Origin of the sequence: Pseudomonas sp. p50(2008), assembly GCF_015351605.1 — a bacterium.
In the GTDB taxonomy this organism is placed as follows: Bacteria; Pseudomonadota; Gammaproteobacteria; order Pseudomonadales; family Pseudomonadaceae; genus Aquipseudomonas.
Genome location: NZ_JACMYF010000006.1, coordinates 350,730 through 372,541, shown reverse-complemented (window position 1 = coordinate 372,541; position 21,812 = coordinate 350,730). Strand labels below are relative to the sequence as shown.

Here is a 21,812-nt window from a genome sequence, read left to right as displayed (position 1 = left end):
TGAAACAGCGAAGGCCTAGACCATGGCCAATCGCTGTTTACGGTGTGGCACGAGAAACGCTTGGTCCAGCGCTTCCAGATCCCCGGTTTCAAGCTGCAGATCGGCGGCTTGAGCATTGAGTTTCACGTGTTCGGGCCGGACCGCTTTGGGGATGGCGATCACGGTTTTCTGACGCAGAATCCATGCTAACGCAACCTGTGATGGTGTCACGCCGTGATGGGCAGCCACCTGCTTTAACGTCGTATGGGTCAGCATTTGCCCACCCTGACCAATGGGACAGTACGCCATTATTGGCAGCTGGTGTGCCTGGCACCACGGCAACAGGTCAAATTCGATGCCCCGTTCTTCCAGGTTGTAAAGCACCTGATTGGTGGCGCAGGCAGGTGAATTCAGCTCCTGCAGGTCGTCCACATCGAAGTTGGACACACCCCAACGACCGATCTTGCCCGCTTCGCGCAGGCGTTCGAACGCTTCTATCGTTTCTTCAAGGGGGTATTGACCGCGCCAGTGCAGCAAATACAGATCAATGTAATCAGTGCCCAGCCGCTTCAGACTGCGCTCGCACGCCTGGGGAATGCCTTTGCGGCCAGCGTTGTGCGGATACACTTTGCTGACCAGAAACACCTTGTCGCGCAGCCCGGCGATGGCCTCGCCTACGACTTCTTCGGCGCCCCCTTCGGCATACATTTCTGCGGTATCGATCAGGGTCATGCCCAGCTCAATGCCCAGGCGCAGGGCCGCGACTTCCTGGGCGTGCTGCGATCGGTCCTCGCCCATGCGCCAGGTACCCTGGCCGATGACCGGTACATCCACGCCGGCCAATTGCAAAGTGCGCATTCAAACCTCCTGACACTGTGGGGTATTTCTCTTCGGCAGCATTAACGTCGTGAGGTTCAGTGAGCGAAGGCGCTGGGGTACCGGACCCTATACGCATCAGCGAGTTGCGTGTCGTGTGTGCGCATGAACGTCTTGAAATCAGGCACCAGAAAGACCAGCAATGACAACAGCAGCACCATGGCACCCAGCAACGTGATCGTCAGCGCGACGCCCATTGTGGTGATCATGCCGTTCATCGCGAAACTGCCCAAAGGGCTGGCCGCCGCAGATAGAAACGACACGGTGGCGAAAATCCGGTTGCGGTGATCCTTGGGCGTCGCCAGCAACCTCACCGCCGAGGTCGGAATGTTGATCAGCATCAGGCCGATGCCGCCGCAGAAAAATGCGAGGGGAACGATGACCGACGAGGACACGGTGCCAACGACCAACAAATTACCCCCCAATAATGCAAAGCCCGCCGACACACACAGGTCACGCGGTAGGCGCTCGCCGAGCCAGCCGATGACCTTGTAGCTGCCGGCCAGAATACCCAGCCCGAAACACGAGTCCAGTAGGCCGATGTAAGTAACGGGGTACTGGATGACGTCTTTGACGTACAGGGGAATCAGAATAGTAAAAAAGGGGAAAAGGGCAAAGTTGACCAGCATGGCAATCATCGCCAGGAAAAACTCGACCTTCACGCCGTAAACGACTTTGAAGCCTGAACAGATCATCCTGAAACCGCTGGTTACCCGCGTTTTTGCGTCCGTATCCGTGGCACCTGTGTGCGTCGGCACCGTGGCGATCAAGGCCCCGGCAACAAGGATCGCGAAGAAATCGGCGGCCAACGCGAACGCAATGCCGAACCCATAAATCAGCCCGCTGGCCAGCACGGGCCCCAGCAGGGTCGAAAACGAGTACATGACGCTTTTACTGCGGAACGCCAGGGAGACTTTATCGTCGTCTGCGAACAGCGGAATGATCGACGCCTGGAGCGGATCGCGCACGCCGACCACCGCGCTGCCAATCATCATCAGCGCGCCCAGTGTCCAGGGATTGAAGGCGCCTGTGACGGACAGCAGCACCATCACCAGCGCGGTCAGGGCGCTCAGCATCGATACGATTTTGAGGATGAGGATCTTGTTGTACCGGTCGCCGAGCCATCCAAACAAAGGCCTGGCGAGCACTTCTGCCGCAATCGAACAGGCGATCATGTTGGCGAAATACACGGCCGAGCCGGTTTCCTGCAACGTCCACCAGGCCACGGCCAACTGGTTGCACCGACCTCCCAGCACCATGAGGAAAAAACTGAACTGCACCTTCAGCAGTTGCCGGTTGATGCCGGGGATCAGCCTGAAACCTGAATGATCGCTACCCATGAATTCCCTTCTTTTCAAACAGCTCGCCGGATGACGTTCCTTGTCGGCGGCTAGGGTACACAGAACCGGGAGTCGATGTACCGACGGACGTTTACAGACCGTCGGCACTGCACTTTTTCAGTATTCGCGGCTCTATCCTTGGCCAGCCCGCGGCGATCCCCACCGCCGGCCAATGCCCAAGTCTCCGAATCCATGGCTCGAGTGTTCCCCCTCATTACTCTGCAAATCCGATGTTATTGCCTGCTGTTCAGCGCGCTGGCGATGCTCTTCGTCAGTGGTTGCAGCCGGCAGCAGGGGCAGGACATCGTCGACCAGTTCCGCGAAGGCAAACCCCAGGAATTCCTCCAGACCAGCGTCGACCGCATGGCCACCTTGGCCATGCGTGACAACCTCGACAGCCTTTACTTGCTGATGACCAAGCTCTACCTGCGCAACCCGGACGAGTTGAAAAAGTCCGGCTTCCTTGACGCGCGCACCGCGGAAAAGCAGGTGCGCATGGCCATCGAACAGCAGCAGCCGCTGCCGACCCTGGGCGGTAAAAAAGACCTGGCCGCGTTGAGCTACGCCATGAGCCCGGAGTTTCTGGGTGACCGGGTCGGCGCGTTCATTTACGCCATCGGCAGCATGCTGGTGACCGCGCACGGCAATCGCATGGAGTTCTACATGACGGACGCGATCAACCCGACGTTCGTCAGCAACGCCGCGCGCAACATCGAGAAAGCCACCTGGATCCTCAGTCAGCGGCAGAACCCTCAGGGCGGGCCGTTGCTGTTTTCCAACGAAATCTCGGAGGAGGGCAGCAACCTGAGTTTCGCCGTGGAATTCGGCAAGATCGTCGCGCGGCTGGACTTGCTCACTCAGATGCTCGACGAACGGTATCGCCGAATCGGCCTGAATTACGCGCAAAGTCTGCTGTTTTTGAATTTTTTGCCGGTGCAGTGAATTGAGTCAGGTAGAGTGCAAAGTTGTATACAATCTTCGCCTGCATTGATTGAAAGGGAGCTGCACACGTCATGACTGACCATGCCACTGTCGAACGCGGGCTGATCGATCACTCGACCCGAACCGAGAAACTGCCTTACGCCGCGTTATTGGCATTCGCCATGACAGGTTTCATCGCCATCCTCACCGAAACCCTGCCCGCCGGGTTGCTGACACAGATCGGCGCGGGGCTGAACGTGAGCGAGGTATGGGCCGGGCAACTGGTGACACTCTATGCACTGGGGTCAATCGTGGCGGCTATCCCCCTGACCGTCGCCACTCGCGGCTGGCGCAGGCGTCGGGTGTTGATGATGACGGTCTGCGGATTTCTGCTGTTCCACACCGTCACCACGTTTTCCACTCATTACGGCCTGACCCTGGTCTCGCGGTTTCTGGCGGGCATGGCGGCGGGATTGTCCTGGGGCATCATGGCCGGTTACGCGCGGGGCCTTGTGCCGGTGCACCTGCAGGGTCGGGCATTGGCGATCGCCATGCTCGGCACACCGGTTGCGCTGTCGTTGGGTACGCCAGCGGGTACGTGGCTGGGAAACATGATCGGTTGGCGCGCCTCGTTCGGCATCATGTCGGCACTGGCGCTGGTGTTGGCGGCATGGATCATGATTTCGGTACCGGACCGGCCGGGACAGGCCGACACCCAACGCCTGCCGCTGGCAAAGGTATTTCGCACGCCTGGCGTACGACCGGTGCTGTTTGTGGTCCTGACGTGGATGCTTGGGCACAACATCCTTTACACCTATATCGCGCCCTTTCTGAAGCAAGCCGGGTTGGGTGAGCGGGTGGACCTGGTGCTCCTGGTCTTCGGCATCAGCTCCTTGGTGGGGATCTGGATTATCGGCCTGCTGGTCGACCGCTGGCTGCGCCGTTTGACGTTGATCAGCCTGGCCGTGTTTGCGTTGACGGCACTGGTGCTGGCGATGGCAAATTCGTCGCCTTGGGTGATTTATGGCTGCATGGCGGTGTGGGGGCTTTCATTCGGGGGCTCGGCCACATTGGTGCTGACGGCAGCGGCTGATTCGGCGGGTGACAATGTGGATGTTGTGCAAGCGATGCTCACCACGTCCTGGAATGTGGCGATTGCGGGCGGTGGGTTGTTGGGTGGTTTGCTGCTGGACCGGGCGGGGGCGATGTCGTTTCCGTGGGCGTTGTTGATTTTGTCGCTGATTGCGTTTGCTACGGTGTGGATCAATCGGCATTACAGCTTCAGGCCGGGGCGGCGGGTTCATGTGTAGACGCACAGTTTGCTCGCGATAGGGTTACCTGTCAGCCAACCTCGTTTCTCCCGGATGTACCCGGATCAAATGTGGGAGTTGGCTTGCCGGCGATGGCGGCCTGACAGCCGACAACTTTCTTTCGGATGCCCCCAGATCAAACTGTAGGAGTGAGCCTGCTCGCGATAGCGGTCTGATCGGCGGTGAGATTCTTGCGGGTGTACATATCCGTTTCTTCGGTCACGGCGGCTATTGGTTTCGCTTTGACAGCGAGTCACTTTGAAAAGCGCCAAGTAACCAAACGCTCTTGCCCCTTTCGTACGGTGCCTCGCCGGGGCTCGGCATACCCTCGCTCCGGTCCTGCTCCGTGGGCCCGCCGCGATCGGCCATCCATGGCCGTGCGCGGCTAACCCGGCATCCATGCCGGGTTGCCCGCTGCGCAGAACCTGCGCTCGGCCTTCCCAAGGGGCAAGAAGATCAAAATCAAAAGCAGATCAGAAGCCAAAGCGAGGCGGCCTGACAGCCGACCTGACTTTCGAAGTTCACGCGTTCACCTGTGGGAGCCGAGCTTGGTCCGGGCGGCGTTCCGACGATGACGGCCTGATAGACGATGGGTATTCCTCTGAAGTACCCGGATCAAAATGTGGGAGCTGGCTTGCCGGCGATGGCGGCCTGCCAGCCGACAACTTTCTCTCGGATGCCCCCAGATCAAACTGTAGGAGCGAGCCTGCTCGCGATAGCGGTCTGATCGGCGGTGAGATTCCTGCGGGTGTACATATCCATTTCTACGGTCATGGCTGCAATTGGTTTCGCTCTTACAGCGAGTCACTTTGAAAAGCGCAAAGTAACCAAACGCTCTTGCCCTTTCGTCCGGTGCCTCGCCTAGGCTCGGCATACCCTCACTCCGGTCCCGCTCCGTGGGCCCGCCGCGATCGGCCATCCATGGCCGTGCGCGGCTAACCCGGCATCCATGCCGGGTTGCCCACTGCGCAGCACCTGCGTTCGGCCTTCCCAAGAGGCAAGAAGATCAAAATCAAAAGCAGATCAGAAGCAAAGCGAGGCGGCCTGACAGCCGACCTGACTTTGCGGGCGTGTCCCGCTCAACGTTACGACTGGAGCTGTCGAGTGAAACGAGGCTGCGATCTTTTGATCCTGCTGTTGTACCGGCAACTGGTCTCGCGCGGATACCGTTCTTAAACAACCTTCTGACGATGGACGCACAGGCGCTGTGTTTTTCCAATGACATGGCGTCATCGTTAACGTCCATCGCAAGCAAGCTCAGCTCCCACAGGGAAATGCGCAGGCTTCGAGCCTCAGGTCGCCTTGAAGGTTGCCGCGGTTTTGCTGTTGCAGTTGCAGTTGCAGTTGCCGTTGATCTTGATCTTGATCTTCTTGCCCCCTCGGAAGGCCGAGTGGAGGTTCTGCGCAGTGGGCAACCCGGCATGGATGCCGGGTTAGCCGCGCACGGCCATGGATGGCCGATCGCGGCGGGCCCACGGAGCAGGACCGGAGTGAGGGTATGCCGAGCCCTGGCGAGGCACCGGACGAAAGGGGCAAGAGCGTTTGGTTACTTGGCGCTCTTCCAAGTGACTCGCCGTAAGGGCGAAACCAATAGAAGCCGTAACCACAGGAATGGATATGTACATCAGCAAGATACTCCCCGCCGATCAGACCGCTATCGCGAGCAGGCTCGCTCCTACAGTTAGATCCGGGTGCATCAGGGAAATACTCATCGGCCGTCAGGCCGCCATCGCCGGCAAGCCAGCTCCCACCGTTTGATCCGGGTACATCCGAAGAAAAGGGTCGGCTGTGAGCCTGTCATCGCGAGCAAGCTCGGCTCCCACAGGGAAATGCGTAGGCTCAAGCGTCAGGTCACGCAGCGGCAAGGTCAAAAGATCGCAACCTCGTTTCACTCGACAGCTTCTACAGCTGAACTCGGGGGCATCTGAAAATAAGTTGGATATAACGATAGTCCGCAACGATATAAGTGGTTATAAGAAAAATCGCTATGCTGCGGTCCAGTTTTTCCTGCGGTCTGTGGACGGTTTAATGGAATTTGTGAACTTCGGGTTAATCGTCGCCGGACTGGTGGTGGGTTTTATCGTTGGCATGACTGGCGTCGGCGGTGGTTCGTTGATGACGCCGATCCTGCTGTGGTTCGGTATCAACCCGGCCACGGCAGTCGGCACCGACCTGCTGTACGCGGCCATCACCAAATCCAGTGGCGTGCTGGTTCACCGAAAGAACAAGAACATCGACTGGGCCATCACCGGTTGGCTGACCCTTGGCAGTGTGCCGGCAGTGGCGATGACGCTCTGGTTCCTGAGCACGCTGCACACGTCGCCCGATGCCATGAACGCCGTCATCAAGCAGGCCCTGGGCTTTGTACTGTTTGCTACCGCCCTGGCGATTTTCTTCAAGAAGCGTTTGCTGGATTTCGCCCACAAACGCGCGGGCGGCAACTACAACCCCAGCGGCCCGCGCCTGAATGTCATGACCGTGATCACTGGCCTGGTCCTCGGCACCATGGTCGCCTTGACCTCTATCGGTGCCGGCGCACTCGGTACGGTGGCGCTGTTCATCCTCTATCCGCTGCTTCCAACCCGCCGTCTCGTCGGTACCGAAATCGCTCACGCTGTGCCGTTGACCCTGGTTGCAGGTCTCGGTCACGCCAGCATGGGCAACATGGACTGGCACGTGCTGGGCTACCTGCTGATCGGTTCGTTGCCTGGCATCTGGCTGGGCAGTCATTTGACCGGGCGCATCTCCGATGAAGTCTTGCGTCCGTGCCTGGCCACCATGCTGGTTTTGATCGGTTACAAACTGGCGTTCTGACAGTCCCTTAAACGCGCGTCATGATTTCCAGCAGATGGCCATCCGGGTCATCGAAGTACACCCGCCGTCCACCGCCATAGTCATTGATCTCGCCGGGCTGTAGTTTGCCGGGATCGGCCCACCACCGCAGCTGGCGTGCCTGCAGGCGCGCAAAGGCGGCATCGAAATCGTCGTCGCCGATCAGGAAGGCATAGTGTTGAGAGGCAATCGGCGGATCGTTGTCGTAGAAGTCCAGCGACACGCCGTTGTCCAACTTGACGATCAGCATCGGGCCGAAAGGCTCTGCGGCCGACAAACCAAGGATTTCGACGAGGAACGTCGCCGAGACCTGCTTGTTTCGGCACCAGACGATGGTGTGATTTAACTGAGCGCTCATGGGATAAGCCTCCAGGGTTCACTCCCATGAGTTAAGCAGGATTGCGTCAGGCCTTCGAGGTATCGCGCTTCATGACGGTGATCGCCAGGCCCTCATCATCCAGCGTGTCTTCGACGACTTCCCAGCCCAGCCTGCCGTAGAGCGACTGGGATGTATCGGTGTAAAGGTAAAGTTCGGGAATGCCGAGTACTGCGGCTTCCTCGACGATTCGCGTGACCAGCGCCGATGCAACGCCCCGACCACGGTGTTCGGCCTTCACGTAAACCCCCGCCAGCCAGGGTGTGAGGTCAGGTCGCGACGCCAGGTCGCTGTCGATCAGCAGGGCGCCGCCGAGCAGCTGTGAATCTTCAATGGCGACCACTACGGTGGGCACAGCGCCTTTACCGCAGGCTTGCCGCATGCGTTCGGTTCTGGCTTCGAGGGTGTCGTGGGGCTTGAAGTGACCCCATTCCTTGAAGTTCAGCTCGGCCAGTTCCGGAATCAGCGCCGGATGGTCGCAGAGATAGACGATTTGCATGGCAGTCGAACTCCTTTTCCTGGGGATGACGAGTCGTTCGTCATTCGTGAAAGGGACAATAAAACGATCACCACGGGTAATCAAATTCCGCGCTGCAACCGGTTTGACCGGTTGCGCAATGACCGCCCTGACCTAAGCTTTGGGCAAGGCGAAACACAATCGTGGTGCGTCACCCGGAACAATCGCCGCGATGCGCAATCATTAGAGCGTGGATATCAAAAGGAGATGCGCATGCTCATCAGGTCATTGACCCTGACTACCTTGCTGGTTCTTGCCGGCCCTTTGTTCGCCGCTGATGGCGACTCACCGCTGGACATGGACAAGGGCAGGTCCCGTCCGCTGATTGTCATCGCTCCCAGCTCGGTGGATCCGACGTGGGTCGGCCTGAAAAAGTCCCTGGAAGAGCCAGCCAACAAACAGGGTTTCACCGAGCGAAACATGGTGCTGTATTCGGTGATCAATACGATGGGCCAGCGTGAGGGCAAGGACCTCGATCCGCAAACCACGATGGCGCTGATCCGGGCGCTCAAACTGGGCGCTGGTGCGCAAACCAAGGTCATTCTGGTGGGCAAGGATGGCGAGAAGAAGCTTGAGCAGACGGGGAAAGTCGAGCTGAAGGAGATTTTCGCGGCCATTGACGCAATGCCAATGGCTGAGAAAGAAGCCGCGGCACCGACGGTAGCGCCGGCGGCTGAAGCAGAGCCGGCGGCTAAAGGCGCGAAGGGTGCAAAACCGGTGAAGCCTGCGAAACCGACGAAGCCGCCGGAAATGCCGGATGATTGAAATTTCGTCGTTTTAAATCAAAAGACCAAAAGACCAAAAGATCGCAGCCTCGTTTCACTCGACAGCTCCTACAAGGGTTTTGCGTACACCTGTAGGAGCTGTCGAGTGAAACGAGGCTGCGATCTTTTGCTGTGTGTTACTTGCTATTACGATCCTGCGGCAATTGCTGCAGGTAGTGCGTCATTCGGTCAGGACGCTCAGTATCGTGTGAGCAATTTTGACCCGCTCCGGGATCGGGAAGTTTTTGTTGGCCAGGATCACGATGCCGATGTCTTTGGATGGCACGAAAAGCACGTAGGTGCCAAAGCCACCGGTGGAGCCGGTTTTGTTGATCAGCACGTTGTCGGGTTGAGGCTCAGGTGGGGTCAACCATTCGACCTTGTGCGCTTGCATGGCCATTTCCGTGGAATTGCCTGCCAGCAGTTTTTCCAGGGTGATGGGGTAGGTGTAGCGCTCCCAACCCAGCCCTTGGGTCATGCCGCCGACGGTGTAGTAACCGGTGTGAGTCGTGGCGATGGCCTGTTGCAATGGCTGTTCAAGGTTCGACGGTTTCAGGTTCGCCTCAACGAACCGAAGCATGTCCGTGGCGCTGGTTTTCACGCCGTAGGCTTCTGAGTCCAGCGCTCCCGGGCCGACCCTGACCGGTTTGTTTTCCTTATCGTAACCCTGGGCATACACGCCCATTTCGGCCTGCGGAACCTTGAGCCAGGTGTGCGACAACCCTAATTTTGGCAGTAAGGTTTTTTCCATCACTTCATCAAACGGCGCTCCCATGCGTTGGGCCGCCAGGTAGCCGAACAGCCCGATGCTCGGGTTGGAATACTGGCGGTGGGTGCCAGCACCATAGGTCGGCTTCCACTGCTTGAAGTAGCCGAGCATTGTGTCCGGCGTGTCGAATTCCGCGGGGAATTGCAACGGCAGGCCACCGGCGGTGTAAGTGCCCAGTTGCAGCACGGTGATGTTGTCTAATGCGCTGCCTCGCAATGCCGGGAGCACTTGGCTGGCGTTCTCCGAGAGGGAGAATTTGCCGGTCGCGTTGGCATAGGCCGCGAGGGTGGCGGTGAAGGTCTTGCTGACTGAGCCGATCTCGAACAAGGTGTCCTGAGTGACCGACTGGCCGGTTTCCTTCGAGGCGAGGCCGTAATTGAAGTAATGGGGCTGGCCGTTGACGGTGATTGCGATCGCCATGCCGGGAATCTGCTGTTGCTGCATGATCGGCGTGACAGCCGCCTGCACAGCGTTGTCCAGACGTTCGTCCGCCATGCAGTGACCGGCGACGAGTAGAAGTGCGAAAGTGCTGCAGGATTTGATCTTTATAGCCATATCGAAGGGACGTTCCATAAGTCTGGTGAACATGAATCGCTGCTCTCCGGGCGATTGTCCAGGAGTGCCGTTTGCGCCTGCCGACCCATAACATCCGGGTCGATCTGGCGGTCGATGGCTCGATTATGCCATTCGTTTTGGCGTCTGGACTGCCCGCTGTTTCGATGGCGCGTTCAAGGAGTGGTTGCTTGAAGTTGCGCGCCGCCGCCGTTCGTCAACTCGATAGCACGCCCTCTGCGCGTTCGTTTCAAACGAGTACGGCCCAGATTTGCTGGACCTCATCAATGAGGTGCGTCATGGCTAACGAATCAACGTTCCAGGGTGGAACACCCAACACCGACCCAACCAAGCCCATCCCCGGCACCGACGAGCCGACGATGGATCACGACGCACCTCCAGGCATGGACCCTTCCCGGGATCCGGCGGAAGCCGATGCGGATCGACCCGAAGACTGGAAGGATCCGACGGCAGATGAAGACATGCCGCCTGCGGATGAACCTACCCCGCTGTCCGATGACAGGCGATAAACAGAACCCGGCCTGTGTGCCGGGTTTTTTGTGTGCGCCCGGTTGACCGCGTCATCGTTCATCGCCAGCAGGCTAGCTCCCACACTGATCGCATGAGCACTGGAGATCCATTGTGGGAGCCAGCCTGCTGGCGATAGCGGACGCTCAGGCAACACAATTGTCGGCTGTGCCACCGTCATCGCGGGCAAGCCATGCTCCCACAGGAATCAGACACTGGCGGAAATCGCTACCGGCCTGCGCTCCAGATTCAATGCCAGCACACTGACCAACACCACTACTGCGCCTACAACAATCATCATCGTCGGACGTTCCCCCAGTGCAAACGAAGCGATCGCCATGGCCGTTGGCGGCACCAGGTACAGCGTCATGGTCGCCCGGCTCAGATCAACGTGAGCCAGCACATACGCCCATGCCAGGTAGGCGAGTGCGCTCGGAAACACGCCCAGCGCCATTACTGCCAACTGCACATTAACCGGTGCGCTGACCACCTGCGCGGCCAGGCCAGGCAGATAAACCAACAGCAAGGCCGTCCCCGCCCACACGGTGTAGCAAACGAGGGTCAGGCCGTCGTAGCGTCCGGTGTGATGCTTTTGCAGCGCAAAGTAGAAACTCCAGGACACCGCCGACAGGAGGATCAACAGGCCGTGAGCGTCGATGCTGCCGAAGCCGCGATCCCCAGCCACCACCGTGACGACGCCGATCAATCCCAGGAAAACACACCCCCAGCGCCACACACTCACCCGGTCCTTGAAAACAAAACGCGCCAGCAGCGTGCTGAACAGCGGAGTGGTCTGCGCCAGCACACTGGAGGCGCCGGCGCTGACACCTTGCTGGCCAAAATTGATCGCGACGTGATGCAGGCTTACAGCGAAAAAGCCGAGCCCGAACAGCAGGGGCACGTCGCGGATGCGCGGCAGGTGGATGCCTTTGAACGCTGCGACGACGGCCATGAATGCCGAAGCCACCAAGAAGCGCACTAACGCGAGGTGGCCCGGGTCATAGGCTTGCAAGCCGATGTGAATGCCCGTGGGGGAGTAAGCCCAGCAGGCGACAACAAAAGCCATCGACAGCACGATTTGCAGGGGGCGCGGGGGTTTCATGGGCGTTGACCGGTGGGGGAATGCAATGAGTATCGGAATCCTGATCACTCTCCACAACTGACTTATACTGCGTGAAATGTTCATTTTTGGTGATGTATGGAGCTGGCGCAGATTCGCATGTTCAAAACCGTTGCCGACGTCGGTAGCATCGCCCGGGCGGCCGAGCTTTTGCATTGCGTGCCGTCGAACATCACGGCGCGGATCAAGGCACTGGAGGCGGAATTGGGGGTGGCGCTGTTTCTGCGCGAGGGGCGCGGGCTGAGAATCAGTCCTGCGGGGCAGACGTTTCTGGTGTATGCGTCGAAAATCCTGGCGCTGACCGTGGAAGCGAAGCGTGCGGTGGATCCTTCTGCCGAGCCGTCCGGGCCATTGCGCATAGGGGCCATCGAGTCCTCAGCGACGGGGCGATTGCCACGTTTGTTGGCCCGGTTCCACAAGCGCTATCCCGCTGTTGCGCTGGAATTGACCACCGGGACCTGGAGCCAGCTGCTGGATGACACGCTCAATCACCGGCTCGACGGTGCGATCGTCGCGGTAGATGTCGAGCGCGCGCAACTCAAGCGCACGCCGATGTATCGCGAAGATCTGTTGCTGATTGCCTCGACGTCTCTGGGGCCTGTGCGTGATATCTCGGATCTGCACGACAAGACGGTGTTCATGTGGCCTCAGGGTTGTCCTTATCGGGCGGCGCTTGAGCACTGGTTGCTGCGCCAGGGGCAGGCGCTGCCGATTGTCAGCCTGGCCAGTTACGGTGCCATTGTCGGCTGTGTCAGCGCAGGGGCAGGGGTGGCACTGGTGCCCAAAGGGGTGTTCGATCAATACGCCAAGGGCGCGGGCTGTGTGGGGTATGAGTTTGCTGAACTGACGGCGATCGAAAACCTGTTTTACTGGCATGAAAACGCCGGCGTTCACCCGGCGCGAGAGGCTTTTGTGGGGATGTTGCGGGAGGAGTTTCAGAAGGACCCGTAGGACCGTAGGAGCTATCGAGTGAAACGAGGCTGCGATCTTTTGATCTTTGTTTTCAAGGCCAGATCAAAAGATCGCAGCCTCGTTTCACTCGACAGCTCATACAGTCAATCAAGCAAGTCAGGCGGATCAGGTGTCGGGTGCATCAGGTGAATTGGATTGACCAGGTGACTTAGTCTGCGCCGACATCGCGCATCAACAACCCAAACTTCAATTCCACCGCCTCCGGTATCGGCAGGTACACCGTGTGCCCATCCCCCGGTGCCACTGCAATAGCTTCGCCTTTGGCGTTTTGCAGTTGATGCAGATCGAAATGAAAGTTGCCCTTGGGCGTCATCAATTCCATGTGATCGCCCACACCGAAGCGGTTCTTGACCTTGACCTCGGCCAGTCGGCCCAGACGCTCGCCGGTCAGTTCGCCGACGAACTGCTGGCGCTCCGAGACCGAGCTGCCGTTCTGGTAGTTCTGGTATTCGTCGTGCACGTGACGGCGCAGGAATCCCTCTGTGTAACCGCGCTGGGCCAATGATTCCAGGTCGGTCATCAGGCTGCGGTCGAAATCACGTCCGGCCACTGCGTCGTCGATGGCCTGGCGATACACCTGAGTGGTTCGCGCGCAATAGAAGTGGGATTTGGTACGACCTTCGATTTTCAGTGAGTGCACGCCCATCTGCGTCAAACGCTCGACGTGTTGCACGGCGCGCAGGTCCTTGGCGTTCATGATGTAGGTGCCGTGTTCATCCTCGAACGCCGGCATCAGTTCGCCTGGGCGATTGGCTTCCTGCAACAGGAACACCCGGTCGGTCGGCGCGCCGATACCCAGGGTCGGCTCTGGCTGGAAGCTCTGGACGATGTCGCCAAGCTGATTTTGCGTGGCTTCCTGGGCCGAATACTTCCAGCGGCAGGCGTTGGTGCAACTGCCCTGATTGGCATCGCGCTTGTTCATGTACCCCGACAGCAAACAGCGGCCGGAATAAGCCATGCACAGCGCGCCGTGGACAAACACCTCAAGCTCCATGCCCGGCACTTGCTGGCGGATTTCGGCAATTTCCTCCAGGGACAGTTCCCGCGACAGGATGATCCGGCTCAGGCCTTGCTGTTGCCAGAACTCCACGCTCGCCCAGTTCACTGTGTTGGCCTGCACCGACAGGTGGATCGGCATCAGCGGGAAGTGCCGGCGCACCAGCATGATCAGTCCCGGATCGGACATGATCAGCGCGTCCGGGCCCATGGCAATGATCGGTTCGAGGTCCTTGAGAAAGGTTTTCAGCTTGGCGTTGTGCGGGGCAATGTTCACCACGACATAGAAGCGCTTGCCCAGGTCCTGGGCTTCGCGAATGCCGACCGCGAGATGGGCGTGATCGAACTCGTTATTGCGCACTCGCAAGCTGTAACGCGGCTGTCCGGCATAAACCGCATCGGCGCCGTAGGCGAAGGCATAACGCATGTTTTTCAAGGTGCCGGCAGGGGCGAGCAGCTCTGGGGATGAAAGGGTCATGGGTAGGTGGTCGCAAAAGCCGCGCAGAGTAAGCGGCTTGAGCCGAGGGTTTATTGATCTGGATCTATGCTTGATGAACAGACGGATGGCACTCGCGCGAACCGTGGCGGACTAAGCATCAGGACCGCTCTTAACGACAAGAGCGTGCCCCCTGCGGACTGACATGGATCGGACATGAACGAAAAGACATTACAGAACAAATCACTGGTGATACTGCTGTTTGTGGTCACCGCCGCCTTTATCTGGATCTTGCTGCCCTTTTACGGGGCCGTGTTCTGGGCGGTGATTCTCGGAATCGTCTTTGCGCCGTTGCAAAGACGCCTGCAAATGAAGTTTGCCTGGCAGCGTAACGTCACATCGCTGTGCACCTTGGGCGTGTGCCTGGTGATCGCTATTTTGCCGGTGATCATCATCAGCGCCTTGCTGGTTCAAGAGGGAGCCGTGTTCTACAAGAGCGTGGAAAGCGGCGAGCTGGATATCGCGGCCTATGTCGCGCAGTTCAAACACAGCTTGCCGATGTACTTCCAGCACTTGCTCGACCGGTTCGGCATGGGCGAGTTGAACGGGTTGCGCGAGAAGCTGGTCAAGAGCGCCATGACCGGTGGCCAGGTCCTGGCGTCCCAGGCGTTCAGTTTCGGCCAGGGGACCTTTGAGTTCATCGTCAGTTTTTTCATCATGCTGTACCTGCTGTTTTTCTTTTTGCGCGACGGTCCCGAGCTGGCGCGCAAGGTCCGGGCGGCGGTGCCGTTGCAGGAACACCAGAAGCGTCGCTTGCAGCTCAAATTCAATCGTGTGGTGCGCGCCACCGTGAAAGGCAACCTGCTGGTGGCGGTCACGCAAGGTGCCTTGGGCGGTTTCATTTTCTGGTTTCTGGATATCCCCAGCGCGTTGCTGTGGGCCGTGCTGATGGCGTTTCTGTCGCTGTTGCCAGCGGTGGGGGCGGGGATTGTCTGGGGGCCGGTGGCGGCTTACTTCCTGCTGACCGGTGCGATCTGGCAAGGCGTGGTGCTGGCATCGTTTGGGGTGTTCGTGATCGGGCTGGTGGATAACGTGCTGCGCCCGATTCTGGTGGGCAAGGACACCAAAATGCCGGATTACATGATTCTGATTTCAACCCTGGGTGGCATGGCAGTGTTTGGACTCAACGGCTTTGTGATCGGGCCGCTGATCGCCGCGCTCTTCATGTCGAGCTGGGCGATCTTCAGCGAAACCAAACCGCGGGTGCAGCTGCCTTAGGCGCTGAGTCGACCCGAGTCGATGCGTTGTGACAGCGCTTTTGCCGCTGGCAGCGAGGTAAGCGGGCCACTGATGGGCTCGCCGTCCTGCATCAGATACCAGCAGGCGAGTAATCCCAGCTCTCTCAAAGGGGCGGGAACGGCGCTACCGATTACGGACATGATCTGGACCTGGGACATACATACCTCCATCGCTTGATGGAGTTACCTTACGGATCTGGCGTCAAGACGGACAATCAACGCTTTCGATAGTGGTCATTGACGCCAGTGAGTGTTGGATCAGTCGACAACCAGGTCCAGCATGTGCACCACTTCCTGCTCGTTGAGCAGGCCCTTGCGCACCAGGTTTTCCGCCAGCAGCGAAAGAAACTTGGCGCTGCGATGGCCTTCCAGGTGCTTGAGTTCGGTGAGCGTGTTGTACACCTTGCTGGAGGTGCACAAGCCGACATTTCGGTGCGGGTTCTGCGTGGGCATGAGGTCGTCCTTGTTGTTATTGACCTGTTAGGGAGCGGACAGAGCCAACTGTGCGGACCCGTCATGACATAAATATGACCGTTTTCCCCAAGGCGAGGTAAGGCTGTTCAGCTTAATCTTGCCTTTTTTGGGCATCGAGACTGTCCCGACAGCGACCTTGATGGAAGTTATCCAGACACTGTACCGATGCGCGGGCACAAAAAAGGCCCCGCTGATGAGGCGGGGCCTGATGGATAATGTGCCGCGTGAGTGGCTGCAACGCTGTCAGTAGTGCCGGCCACCGTAGTAGCCGCGAGGCGGGCCGTAATAACGGGGAGGACCGTAGTAGCCGCGGGGTGGTCCGTAATACACGGGCGCCGGTTGATAATAAACCGGTTGTTGCACATAGACCGGTGCCGGCTGGTAGTAGACCGGTGGCGGCGGTTGTTGAACATACACGGGCTGCGGTTGCGCATAGACCGGTTGTTGTACATACACCGGCCGGTTGGCGTTAATCAGGGCCGAACCGACAATGGCCGAGCCGACAATCGCACCAAACACCGCTGGGCCTTGCCAGTGGTTACCGCCACCGCCATGGGCTTGAGCCTGTCCTGCGATAGCGAGGGCGCCAATCAGCAAGGCAACTGTGGGGAGTTTACGGATCATGATAATTCCTCGGTTCTTCGACCCGGCGCTTGTGTCTGCAATAGACCCAAGGATTGTCGCGGGGATACTTCTAAGACAGCGCTTTTTCGAAATTCAGCACGGCCTCAAGGTAAATTTTGTGTAAGGTCTGTACCGGCTTCCTTACGGTCGCGTTCCCCAGTGAACACAGGCCTTTATGATCGAACAGAACACGATGGACTGGCTAATCCCGTCCATCTGAAAGTGCATTTGAAGGAGAAGTTTCATGCAGATGAACCCCAACCGCGATACCCAATTGTGCATGTCGCTTTCCGCGCGCCCCGGGAACTTTGGCCTGCGCTTCCACAACCACCTTTACGAGCAGTTGGGGCTGAATTTCTACTACAAGGCCTTCAGCAGCCAGGACTTGCCCGGCGCAGTGGGTGGCATTCGTGCCTTGGGCATACGCGGTTGTGGCGTTTCGATGCCGTTCAAGGAGGCGTGTATTGCCCTGGTTGATGAGCTGGACCCTTCCGCTGCGGCCATCCAGTCGATCAACACCATCGTCAACACGAATGGCCATTTGAAGGCTTACAACACCGACTACATTGCGATTGCCCAATTGCTGGAAACCCATCAAGTCCCCAAGGAATCGACGTTTGCCCTGCGCGGCAGCGGTGGCATGGCTAAAGCTGTGGCAAGTGCCTTGCGCGATGGCGGGTACAAAAACGGCCAGATCGTCGCGCGCAATGAGCGCACCGGTCGCGCCTTGGCAGAGTCACTGGGCTATGAATGGCGAGCTGAACTGGCGGACTTGCGCCCGCAAATGCTGATCAATGTCACCCCTGTCGGAATGTCTGGCGGACCGGAAGCGGATCAACTCGCGTTTGATGCTGAAGCGATCGAACAGGCCGAGACTGTGTTCGATGTGGTGGCGATCCCTTCGGAAACGCCACTGATCGTGCGAGGTCGTGCGGAAGGCAAGCGGGTGATCACCGGGCTTGAAGTCATCGCCATCCAGGCGCTGGAGCAATTTGTGTTGTACACCGGCGTGCGCCCGTCGGATGAGCAGTTTCGCAAGGCCGTAGAGTTTGCACGCAGCTGACGTCTCCGCGCCGGGGGGACGTCATCGCGAAACGCATTTCCCGGGTTTATTCCAGGCGGGAAAGGCGCTCTTCCAGCGCGGCAATCCGCGCTTCCAGCTCTTCGATGCGCTCCAGCGAAACACCGCTCCCCGAGCCTCTTTCCGCAGGGTTCTGCCGAGCGGCGAGGATCACCTCGATGTCCGCCGGATCACCCAGGGCGTGCATGTAACGGTCCTCACGCTGGCCCGCCTGACGCGGGATCAACAGTGCAAGACCGCGAGCAATCAGGCGCTCCAGTTGATGCACCACCTGTTCTGCATCTTCGAAGTCATGCATGCGGCCGCTGCGGGTCAGCAGTTCATTGACCGTTTGCGGACCGCGCAGAAACAACAAACCGGCCAGGATGACCTGCGCCGGCACCAATTCCAGGGCCTTGTCGACTTTATGCTCCCAGCGGTCGGCGCGGCTGCCCATTACCAGTTTGGTAAACCCGCGTCCTTCAAGGGCACGCAGGCTTTGACCGACCTGACCCTGGGTGAGGTTCATCACCGGTTCACGGCTGGTTTTCTGATTGCAGGCAATCACCAGTGCATTGAGGGTCAGCGGGTAGGTTTCCGGGCTGGTGGCCTGCTTTTCGATCAGCGAGCCAAGGATGCGGATTTCCGTGCTGTTGAGCCGTGGCTCGTCGAAGGTGGTTTCTTGCTCGGTGCTCATTTTTTCTATCCCTAATTGGCAGTCGGGTCTGGCAAACCTCAACTCATACCCATTTGAATCGAGCCGGGAATCTTGCGCTAAAGCAGGTTCCCGATTCCAGCGTCGAGGTGACGCTCAACGTTCCGTTGTGTGCGGTGGCAATTTGCGAGGCGATGTAAAGCCCCAACCCCAGGCCTTCGCCCCGTTGCCCGGCTTCCGAGCGGGTAAAGGGCTCGAACAGCAAGGGCATCAAGGCGGGAGGGATCGGTGAGCCCTGATTGGTCACGGTGATCACAACCTCATCCCCCTCGGCAAAGGCCTGCACGCTGATGGGCGCTGCGGTCGAGCCGTGAGTGACGGCGTTTCCGAGGAGGTTCGATAACAACTGGCTGATACGCAGCGCATCACAATGGACACCGCTTGGTACATCCAGCGAGTGAATCAACTGCGCCTTTGGGTGCGATGCCTGTACTTCGTCCAGGGTCTGCTTGAGCGTATGACGCAAGTCATCGACCAGCTGGCGCTTGACCGGGATCCCGCCACCCATGCGCCCTCGGGCGAAATCCAGGACGTTTTCGATCAGCACACCCATGCGTGTCGAGCTGTTGCGGATGGCTGAAATCAGGCTCAGGGAGCGTTTGTCCTCGGTCTTGATATCCAGCAGATCAGCGCTCATGCGAATGGCGCTCAACGGCGTTCGCAGGTCATGCCCGAGCACCGCGACGAACTGCTCGCGCAGCCGGCCATGTTCATTGGCAACGACCAGTGCCTCTTTCGTGGCTTCCAGGTGGTTTTGGCTGTCGAGATTCATTGCGATCAGTTGCGCAAAGAGGGTGAGGGTCTTGACGATGGCAGGCTCGTCAAGGTTCGCCGGTACCGAGTCGATGGCACACAGGGTGCCGAAGAAGTCGCCATTGGCCTTGACGATGGGAATCGAGATGTAACTCTCCAGGCCATAAGTCCTGGGGGTGTGATGCTGCGAGAAGATCGGATGATGGCTGGCATGACCGAAAATCACCGGCGTGCGGTGCTGGCGGATCTCGTGGCAGATGGTCGACTCCAGGACCAGTTCTCCGCCGGGTTTGAGCCCGAAATCAATGGAGTCATCGACCGCGCAGGCGACCCACTTTTGCTCGGTCACTCGTGCCACGGCAGCGAAGCGCATCCCGGTGAGGTGCTTGACCATGCTCAGAATCACCGGCACCGCATCGATGCTGCGGATGGCTTCAACGTCGGGAGTGAAATCTGCGTGGGTCATTTTGCCTGGGACGGAAAGGAATTTGATCAGAGATTATCCCTAATTCCTCACTGTGGCGAATGGACTGGCGTGTTCATCGGTAACTGATTGCAGCGCATCGACACCAACGTGCCATCCGTTTCCAAGGCTATAATCGCCTCCACGTTTTTCCTCCTGTCACCCCATGAGACTGCCATGACCATTTCCCTGTATGACGCTTCCGTTCCTGTTTTCAAGCAAATGCTCAACGCCCTGAGCGATGTGCTGAACAAGGCTGAAGCCCACGCCACTGCCAAGAACATCGATCCAAATGCCTTCCTGCAGGCTCGCCTGTACCCGGACATGTTCCCGTTGGTACGCCAGGTGCAGATCGCCGTTGATTTCGCCAAGGGCGTTTCCTCGCGTCTGGCTGAAGTTGAAGTGCCGAAGTACGAAGACACCGAAACCACCTTCGCCGAGCTGCAAGCGCTGATCACCAAGGTCCTGGCCTACATCGGCGAGATCAAGCCCGAGCAGATCAATGGCAAGGAAGGCATCGAGATCGTTACCCGTCCTGGCACGCCAAAAGAGAAGCGCTTCAGTGGCCAGGCTTACCTGCTGAGCTACGGCCTGCCGCAGTTCTTCTTCCACGTCACCACCACCTACGCCTTGCTGCGTCACAACGGTGTGGAAGTGGGCAAGCGTGATTACATGGGCGCGTTCTAAACCGCCCAGCCACAAAAAAGCCCGCCCAGGTGTAAGCCTTGGCGGGCTTTTTTGTTTTTCTGTGGGAGCCCGGCTTATGTTTACGCCATTCGTTGGGCTTTCTCTTCTTCACCCAGGCAAGCCGCCGCGGTGAACAGCACATCGGTCGACGAATTCAGCGCCGTCTCTGCCGAGTCCTGCAACACGCCGATGATGAAGCCGACCGCGACCACTTGCATGGCGATTTCGCTCGGGATGCCGAACAGGCTGCACGCAAGTGGAATCAGCAGCAACGAGCCGCCGGCCACACCCGAGGCGCCGCAGGCACAGATCGCTGCCACGACGCTCAGCAGGATGGCCGTCGGGATGTCCACGGCGATACCCAGCGTATGCACGGCAGCCAGCGTCAGCACGGTGATGGTGATCGCCGCGCCGGCCATGTTGATGGTCGCACCCAGCGGGATCGAGACCGAGTAGGTGTCTTCGTGCAGGCCCAGGCGTTTGCTCAATTCCAGGTTGACCGGAATGTTCGCCGCCGAGCTGCGGGTGAAGAAGGCTGTAATGCCGCTCTCGCGCAGGCACGTCAGCACCAGTGGATAAGGATTGCGACGCAGCTTCCAGAACACGATGAGCGGGTTCATCACCAGTGCCACGAAGAGCATGCAGCCCAGCAACACGGCCAGCAGATGCGCGTAGCCGATCAGGGCGCCGAAACCGGAGGTGGCCAGGGTCGAGGCCACCAGGCCGAAGATGCCCAAGGGCGCAAAGCGGATCACCAGGCGCACAATCACGGTTACGCCGTTAGACAGGTCGCCCAGCACTTCACGGGTGGTGTCGCCGGCATGGCGAATGGCAATGCCCATGCCGATTGCCCAGGCCAGGATGCCGATGAAGTTGGCGTTCATCAGGGCGCTGACCGGGTTGTCGACCACGCTCAGCAGCAGGCTTTGCAGGACTTCACCAATGCCGCCCGGCGCAGTCACCGCAACATCCTGGGTCGACAGCACCAGGTTCGATGGAAACATCATGCTGGCGACGACCGCGACCACAGCGGCGGCGAAGGTGCCCAGCAGGTACAAAAACAGAATCGGCCGGATATGGGTTTCCTGGCCGTGCTTGTGGTTGGCAATCGATGCCATCACCAGCACAAACACCAGAATCGGTGCGACGGCTTTTAGCGCGGAGACGAACACTTTGCCGATGAACGCCGTGGACTTCGCCACGTCAGGTGCAAGCAGGGCCAGGGCGATACCGGCAAGCAGGCCGATCACGATTTGCGTAACCAGGCTCAAGCGTGTCAGGCGTTGCAATAGAGAAGGGGATGAAGCAGTCATAAAACGGCATCTCTGATTTTTTATAAGTGCGAGGCTTCGCCATTCCTGTGGCAACAATCAGGCAGGCCACAGGCAGGAAACCGAAAAGTGTCGCGACATCGACGCTATGACGGTCGATGAACACAGGGCATACGTTT

22 protein-coding genes are annotated in these 21,812 nt (G+C 58.9%); 9 read left to right on the top strand and 13 right to left on the bottom strand.

Annotated elements, in window-relative coordinates; all coding sequences use genetic code 11:
* Positions 1–15: 15 nt before the first annotated feature.
* The gene (locus tag H7698_RS19030) at positions 16–837 is read right to left on the bottom strand and encodes an aldo/keto reductase (RefSeq protein ID WP_194692449.1); all 822 of its coding nucleotides are present in this window, start codon (positions 835–837) and stop codon (positions 16–18) included.
* A 56-nt stretch (positions 838–893) separates the two neighbouring features.
* Positions 894–2,195 carry an MFS transporter gene (locus tag H7698_RS19025; RefSeq protein ID WP_194692448.1) on the bottom strand — a complete coding sequence of 434 codons (1,302 nt, stop codon included), beginning with the start codon at positions 2,193–2,195 and terminating at the stop codon, positions 894–896.
* A gap of 192 nt (positions 2,196–2,387) precedes the next feature.
* Here H7698_RS19025 and H7698_RS19020 point away from each other — a divergent pair, with 192 nt between their 5' ends.
* From H7698_RS19020 to H7698_RS19010, 3 genes are all read left to right on the top strand, one after another.
* Positions 2,388–3,137, top strand: a complete 750-nt coding sequence (locus H7698_RS19020; protein WP_194692447.1) for a hypothetical protein — start codon at positions 2,388–2,390, stop codon at positions 3,135–3,137.
* A 71-nt stretch (positions 3,138–3,208) separates the two neighbouring features.
* A complete protein-coding gene (locus H7698_RS19015) occupies positions 3,209–4,426 on the top strand; it encodes an MFS transporter (protein ID WP_194692446.1) in 1,218 nt (405 codons plus the stop codon).
* Positions 4,427–6,454: 2,028 nt separating this feature from the next.
* Entirely contained in the window at positions 6,455–7,240 is a 786-nt protein-coding gene (locus H7698_RS19010; protein ID WP_194692445.1) for a sulfite exporter TauE/SafE family protein, read from the top strand.
* Positions 7,241–7,247: 7 nt separating this feature from the next.
* Here the strand turns inward: H7698_RS19010 and H7698_RS19005 are convergent, their stop codons facing one another.
* Both H7698_RS19005 and H7698_RS19000 read right to left on the bottom strand, forming a co-directional pair.
* Positions 7,248–7,616 (bottom strand): VOC family protein, encoded by a 369-nt coding sequence (locus H7698_RS19005; RefSeq protein ID WP_194692444.1) that lies wholly within the window; start codon positions 7,614–7,616, stop codon positions 7,248–7,250.
* A 46-nt stretch (positions 7,617–7,662) separates the two neighbouring features.
* Positions 7,663–8,133 carry a GNAT family N-acetyltransferase gene (locus tag H7698_RS19000; RefSeq protein ID WP_194692443.1) on the bottom strand — a complete coding sequence of 157 codons (471 nt, stop codon included), beginning with the start codon at positions 8,131–8,133 and terminating at the stop codon, positions 7,663–7,665.
* A gap of 231 nt (positions 8,134–8,364) precedes the next feature.
* Between H7698_RS19000 and H7698_RS18995 the strand changes: the two genes are divergently transcribed.
* Complete coding sequence (locus tag H7698_RS18995; RefSeq protein WP_194692442.1) at positions 8,365–8,916, top strand: DUF4174 domain-containing protein; 552 nt, start codon at positions 8,365–8,367, stop codon at positions 8,914–8,916.
* Positions 8,917–9,096: 180 nt separating this feature from the next.
* Here H7698_RS18995 and ampC read toward each other — a convergent pair whose 3' ends face one another.
* Positions 9,097–10,257 (bottom strand): class C beta-lactamase, encoded by a 1,161-nt coding sequence (gene ampC / locus H7698_RS18990; RefSeq protein WP_194692558.1) that lies wholly within the window; start codon positions 10,255–10,257, stop codon positions 9,097–9,099.
* Between the two features lie 278 nt (positions 10,258–10,535).
* On the opposite strand from ampC, the gene H7698_RS18985 reads away from it, so the two are divergent.
* Complete coding sequence (locus H7698_RS18985; protein WP_194692441.1) at positions 10,536–10,766, top strand: hypothetical protein; 231 nt, start codon at positions 10,536–10,538, stop codon at positions 10,764–10,766.
* Between the two features lie 206 nt (positions 10,767–10,972).
* On the opposite strand, the gene H7698_RS18980 is transcribed toward H7698_RS18985, so the two are convergent.
* Positions 10,973–11,866, bottom strand: coding sequence for a DMT family transporter (locus H7698_RS18980; protein ID WP_194692440.1), 894 nt, complete (start codon positions 11,864–11,866; stop codon positions 10,973–10,975).
* A 96-nt stretch (positions 11,867–11,962) separates the two neighbouring features.
* Between H7698_RS18980 and H7698_RS18975 the strand changes: the two genes are divergently transcribed.
* Positions 11,963–12,835 (top strand): LysR family transcriptional regulator, encoded by an 873-nt coding sequence (locus H7698_RS18975; protein ID WP_194692439.1) that lies wholly within the window; start codon positions 11,963–11,965, stop codon positions 12,833–12,835.
* Positions 12,836–13,004: 169 nt separating this feature from the next.
* Here the strand turns inward: H7698_RS18975 and trhP are convergent, their stop codons facing one another.
* Positions 13,005–14,330, bottom strand: a complete 1,326-nt coding sequence (gene trhP, locus H7698_RS18970) for a prephenate-dependent tRNA uridine(34) hydroxylase TrhP (protein ID WP_194692438.1) — start codon at positions 14,328–14,330, stop codon at positions 13,005–13,007.
* Between the two features lie 174 nt (positions 14,331–14,504).
* Here trhP and H7698_RS18965 point away from each other — a divergent pair, with 174 nt between their 5' ends.
* A complete protein-coding gene (locus H7698_RS18965) occupies positions 14,505–15,566 on the top strand; it encodes an AI-2E family transporter (RefSeq protein WP_194692437.1) in 1,062 nt (353 codons plus the stop codon).
* On the opposite strand, the gene H7698_RS18960 is transcribed toward H7698_RS18965, so the two are convergent.
* The 3 genes from H7698_RS18960 to H7698_RS18950 all read right to left on the bottom strand — a co-directional run bounded on the left by H7698_RS18960 (position 15,563) and on the right by H7698_RS18950 (position 16,684).
* Entirely contained in the window at positions 15,563–15,745 is a 183-nt protein-coding gene (locus H7698_RS18960) for a hypothetical protein (RefSeq protein WP_162440154.1), read from the bottom strand. The genes H7698_RS18965 and H7698_RS18960 overlap by 4 nt on opposite strands.
* Positions 15,746–15,844: 99 nt before the next feature.
* A complete protein-coding gene (locus tag H7698_RS18955; RefSeq protein ID WP_054053875.1) occupies positions 15,845–16,039 on the bottom strand; it encodes a hypothetical protein in 195 nt (64 codons plus the stop codon).
* A gap of 264 nt (positions 16,040–16,303) precedes the next feature.
* The gene (locus tag H7698_RS18950) at positions 16,304–16,684 is read right to left on the bottom strand and encodes a hypothetical protein (protein WP_194692436.1); all 381 of its coding nucleotides are present in this window, start codon (positions 16,682–16,684) and stop codon (positions 16,304–16,306) included.
* A gap of 244 nt (positions 16,685–16,928) precedes the next feature.
* On the opposite strand from H7698_RS18950, the gene H7698_RS18945 reads away from it, so the two are divergent.
* On the top strand, positions 16,929–17,747 hold the full coding sequence (locus H7698_RS18945; protein ID WP_194692435.1) for a shikimate 5-dehydrogenase: 819 nt from the start codon (positions 16,929–16,931) through the stop codon (positions 17,745–17,747).
* Positions 17,748–17,793: 46 nt separating this feature from the next.
* Here H7698_RS18945 and H7698_RS18940 read toward each other — a convergent pair whose 3' ends face one another.
* Both H7698_RS18940 and H7698_RS18935 read right to left on the bottom strand, forming a co-directional pair.
* Positions 17,794–18,441 carry a YceH family protein gene (locus tag H7698_RS18940; protein WP_194692434.1) on the bottom strand — a complete coding sequence of 216 codons (648 nt, stop codon included), beginning with the start codon at positions 18,439–18,441 and terminating at the stop codon, positions 17,794–17,796.
* 43 nt (positions 18,442–18,484) lie between these two features.
* Positions 18,485–19,678, bottom strand: coding sequence for a GAF domain-containing sensor histidine kinase (locus H7698_RS18935; RefSeq protein WP_194692433.1), 1,194 nt, complete (start codon positions 19,676–19,678; stop codon positions 18,485–18,487).
* A 174-nt stretch (positions 19,679–19,852) separates the two neighbouring features.
* Between H7698_RS18935 and H7698_RS18930 the strand changes: the two genes are divergently transcribed.
* On the top strand, positions 19,853–20,362 hold the full coding sequence (locus tag H7698_RS18930; protein ID WP_162440159.1) for a DUF1993 domain-containing protein: 510 nt from the start codon (positions 19,853–19,855) through the stop codon (positions 20,360–20,362).
* Positions 20,363–20,442: 80 nt separating this feature from the next.
* Here H7698_RS18930 and sstT read toward each other — a convergent pair whose 3' ends face one another.
* Entirely contained in the window at positions 20,443–21,675 is a 1,233-nt protein-coding gene (sstT, locus tag H7698_RS18925; protein ID WP_194692432.1) for a serine/threonine transporter SstT, read from the bottom strand.
* Positions 21,676–21,812 lie beyond the last annotated feature (137 nt).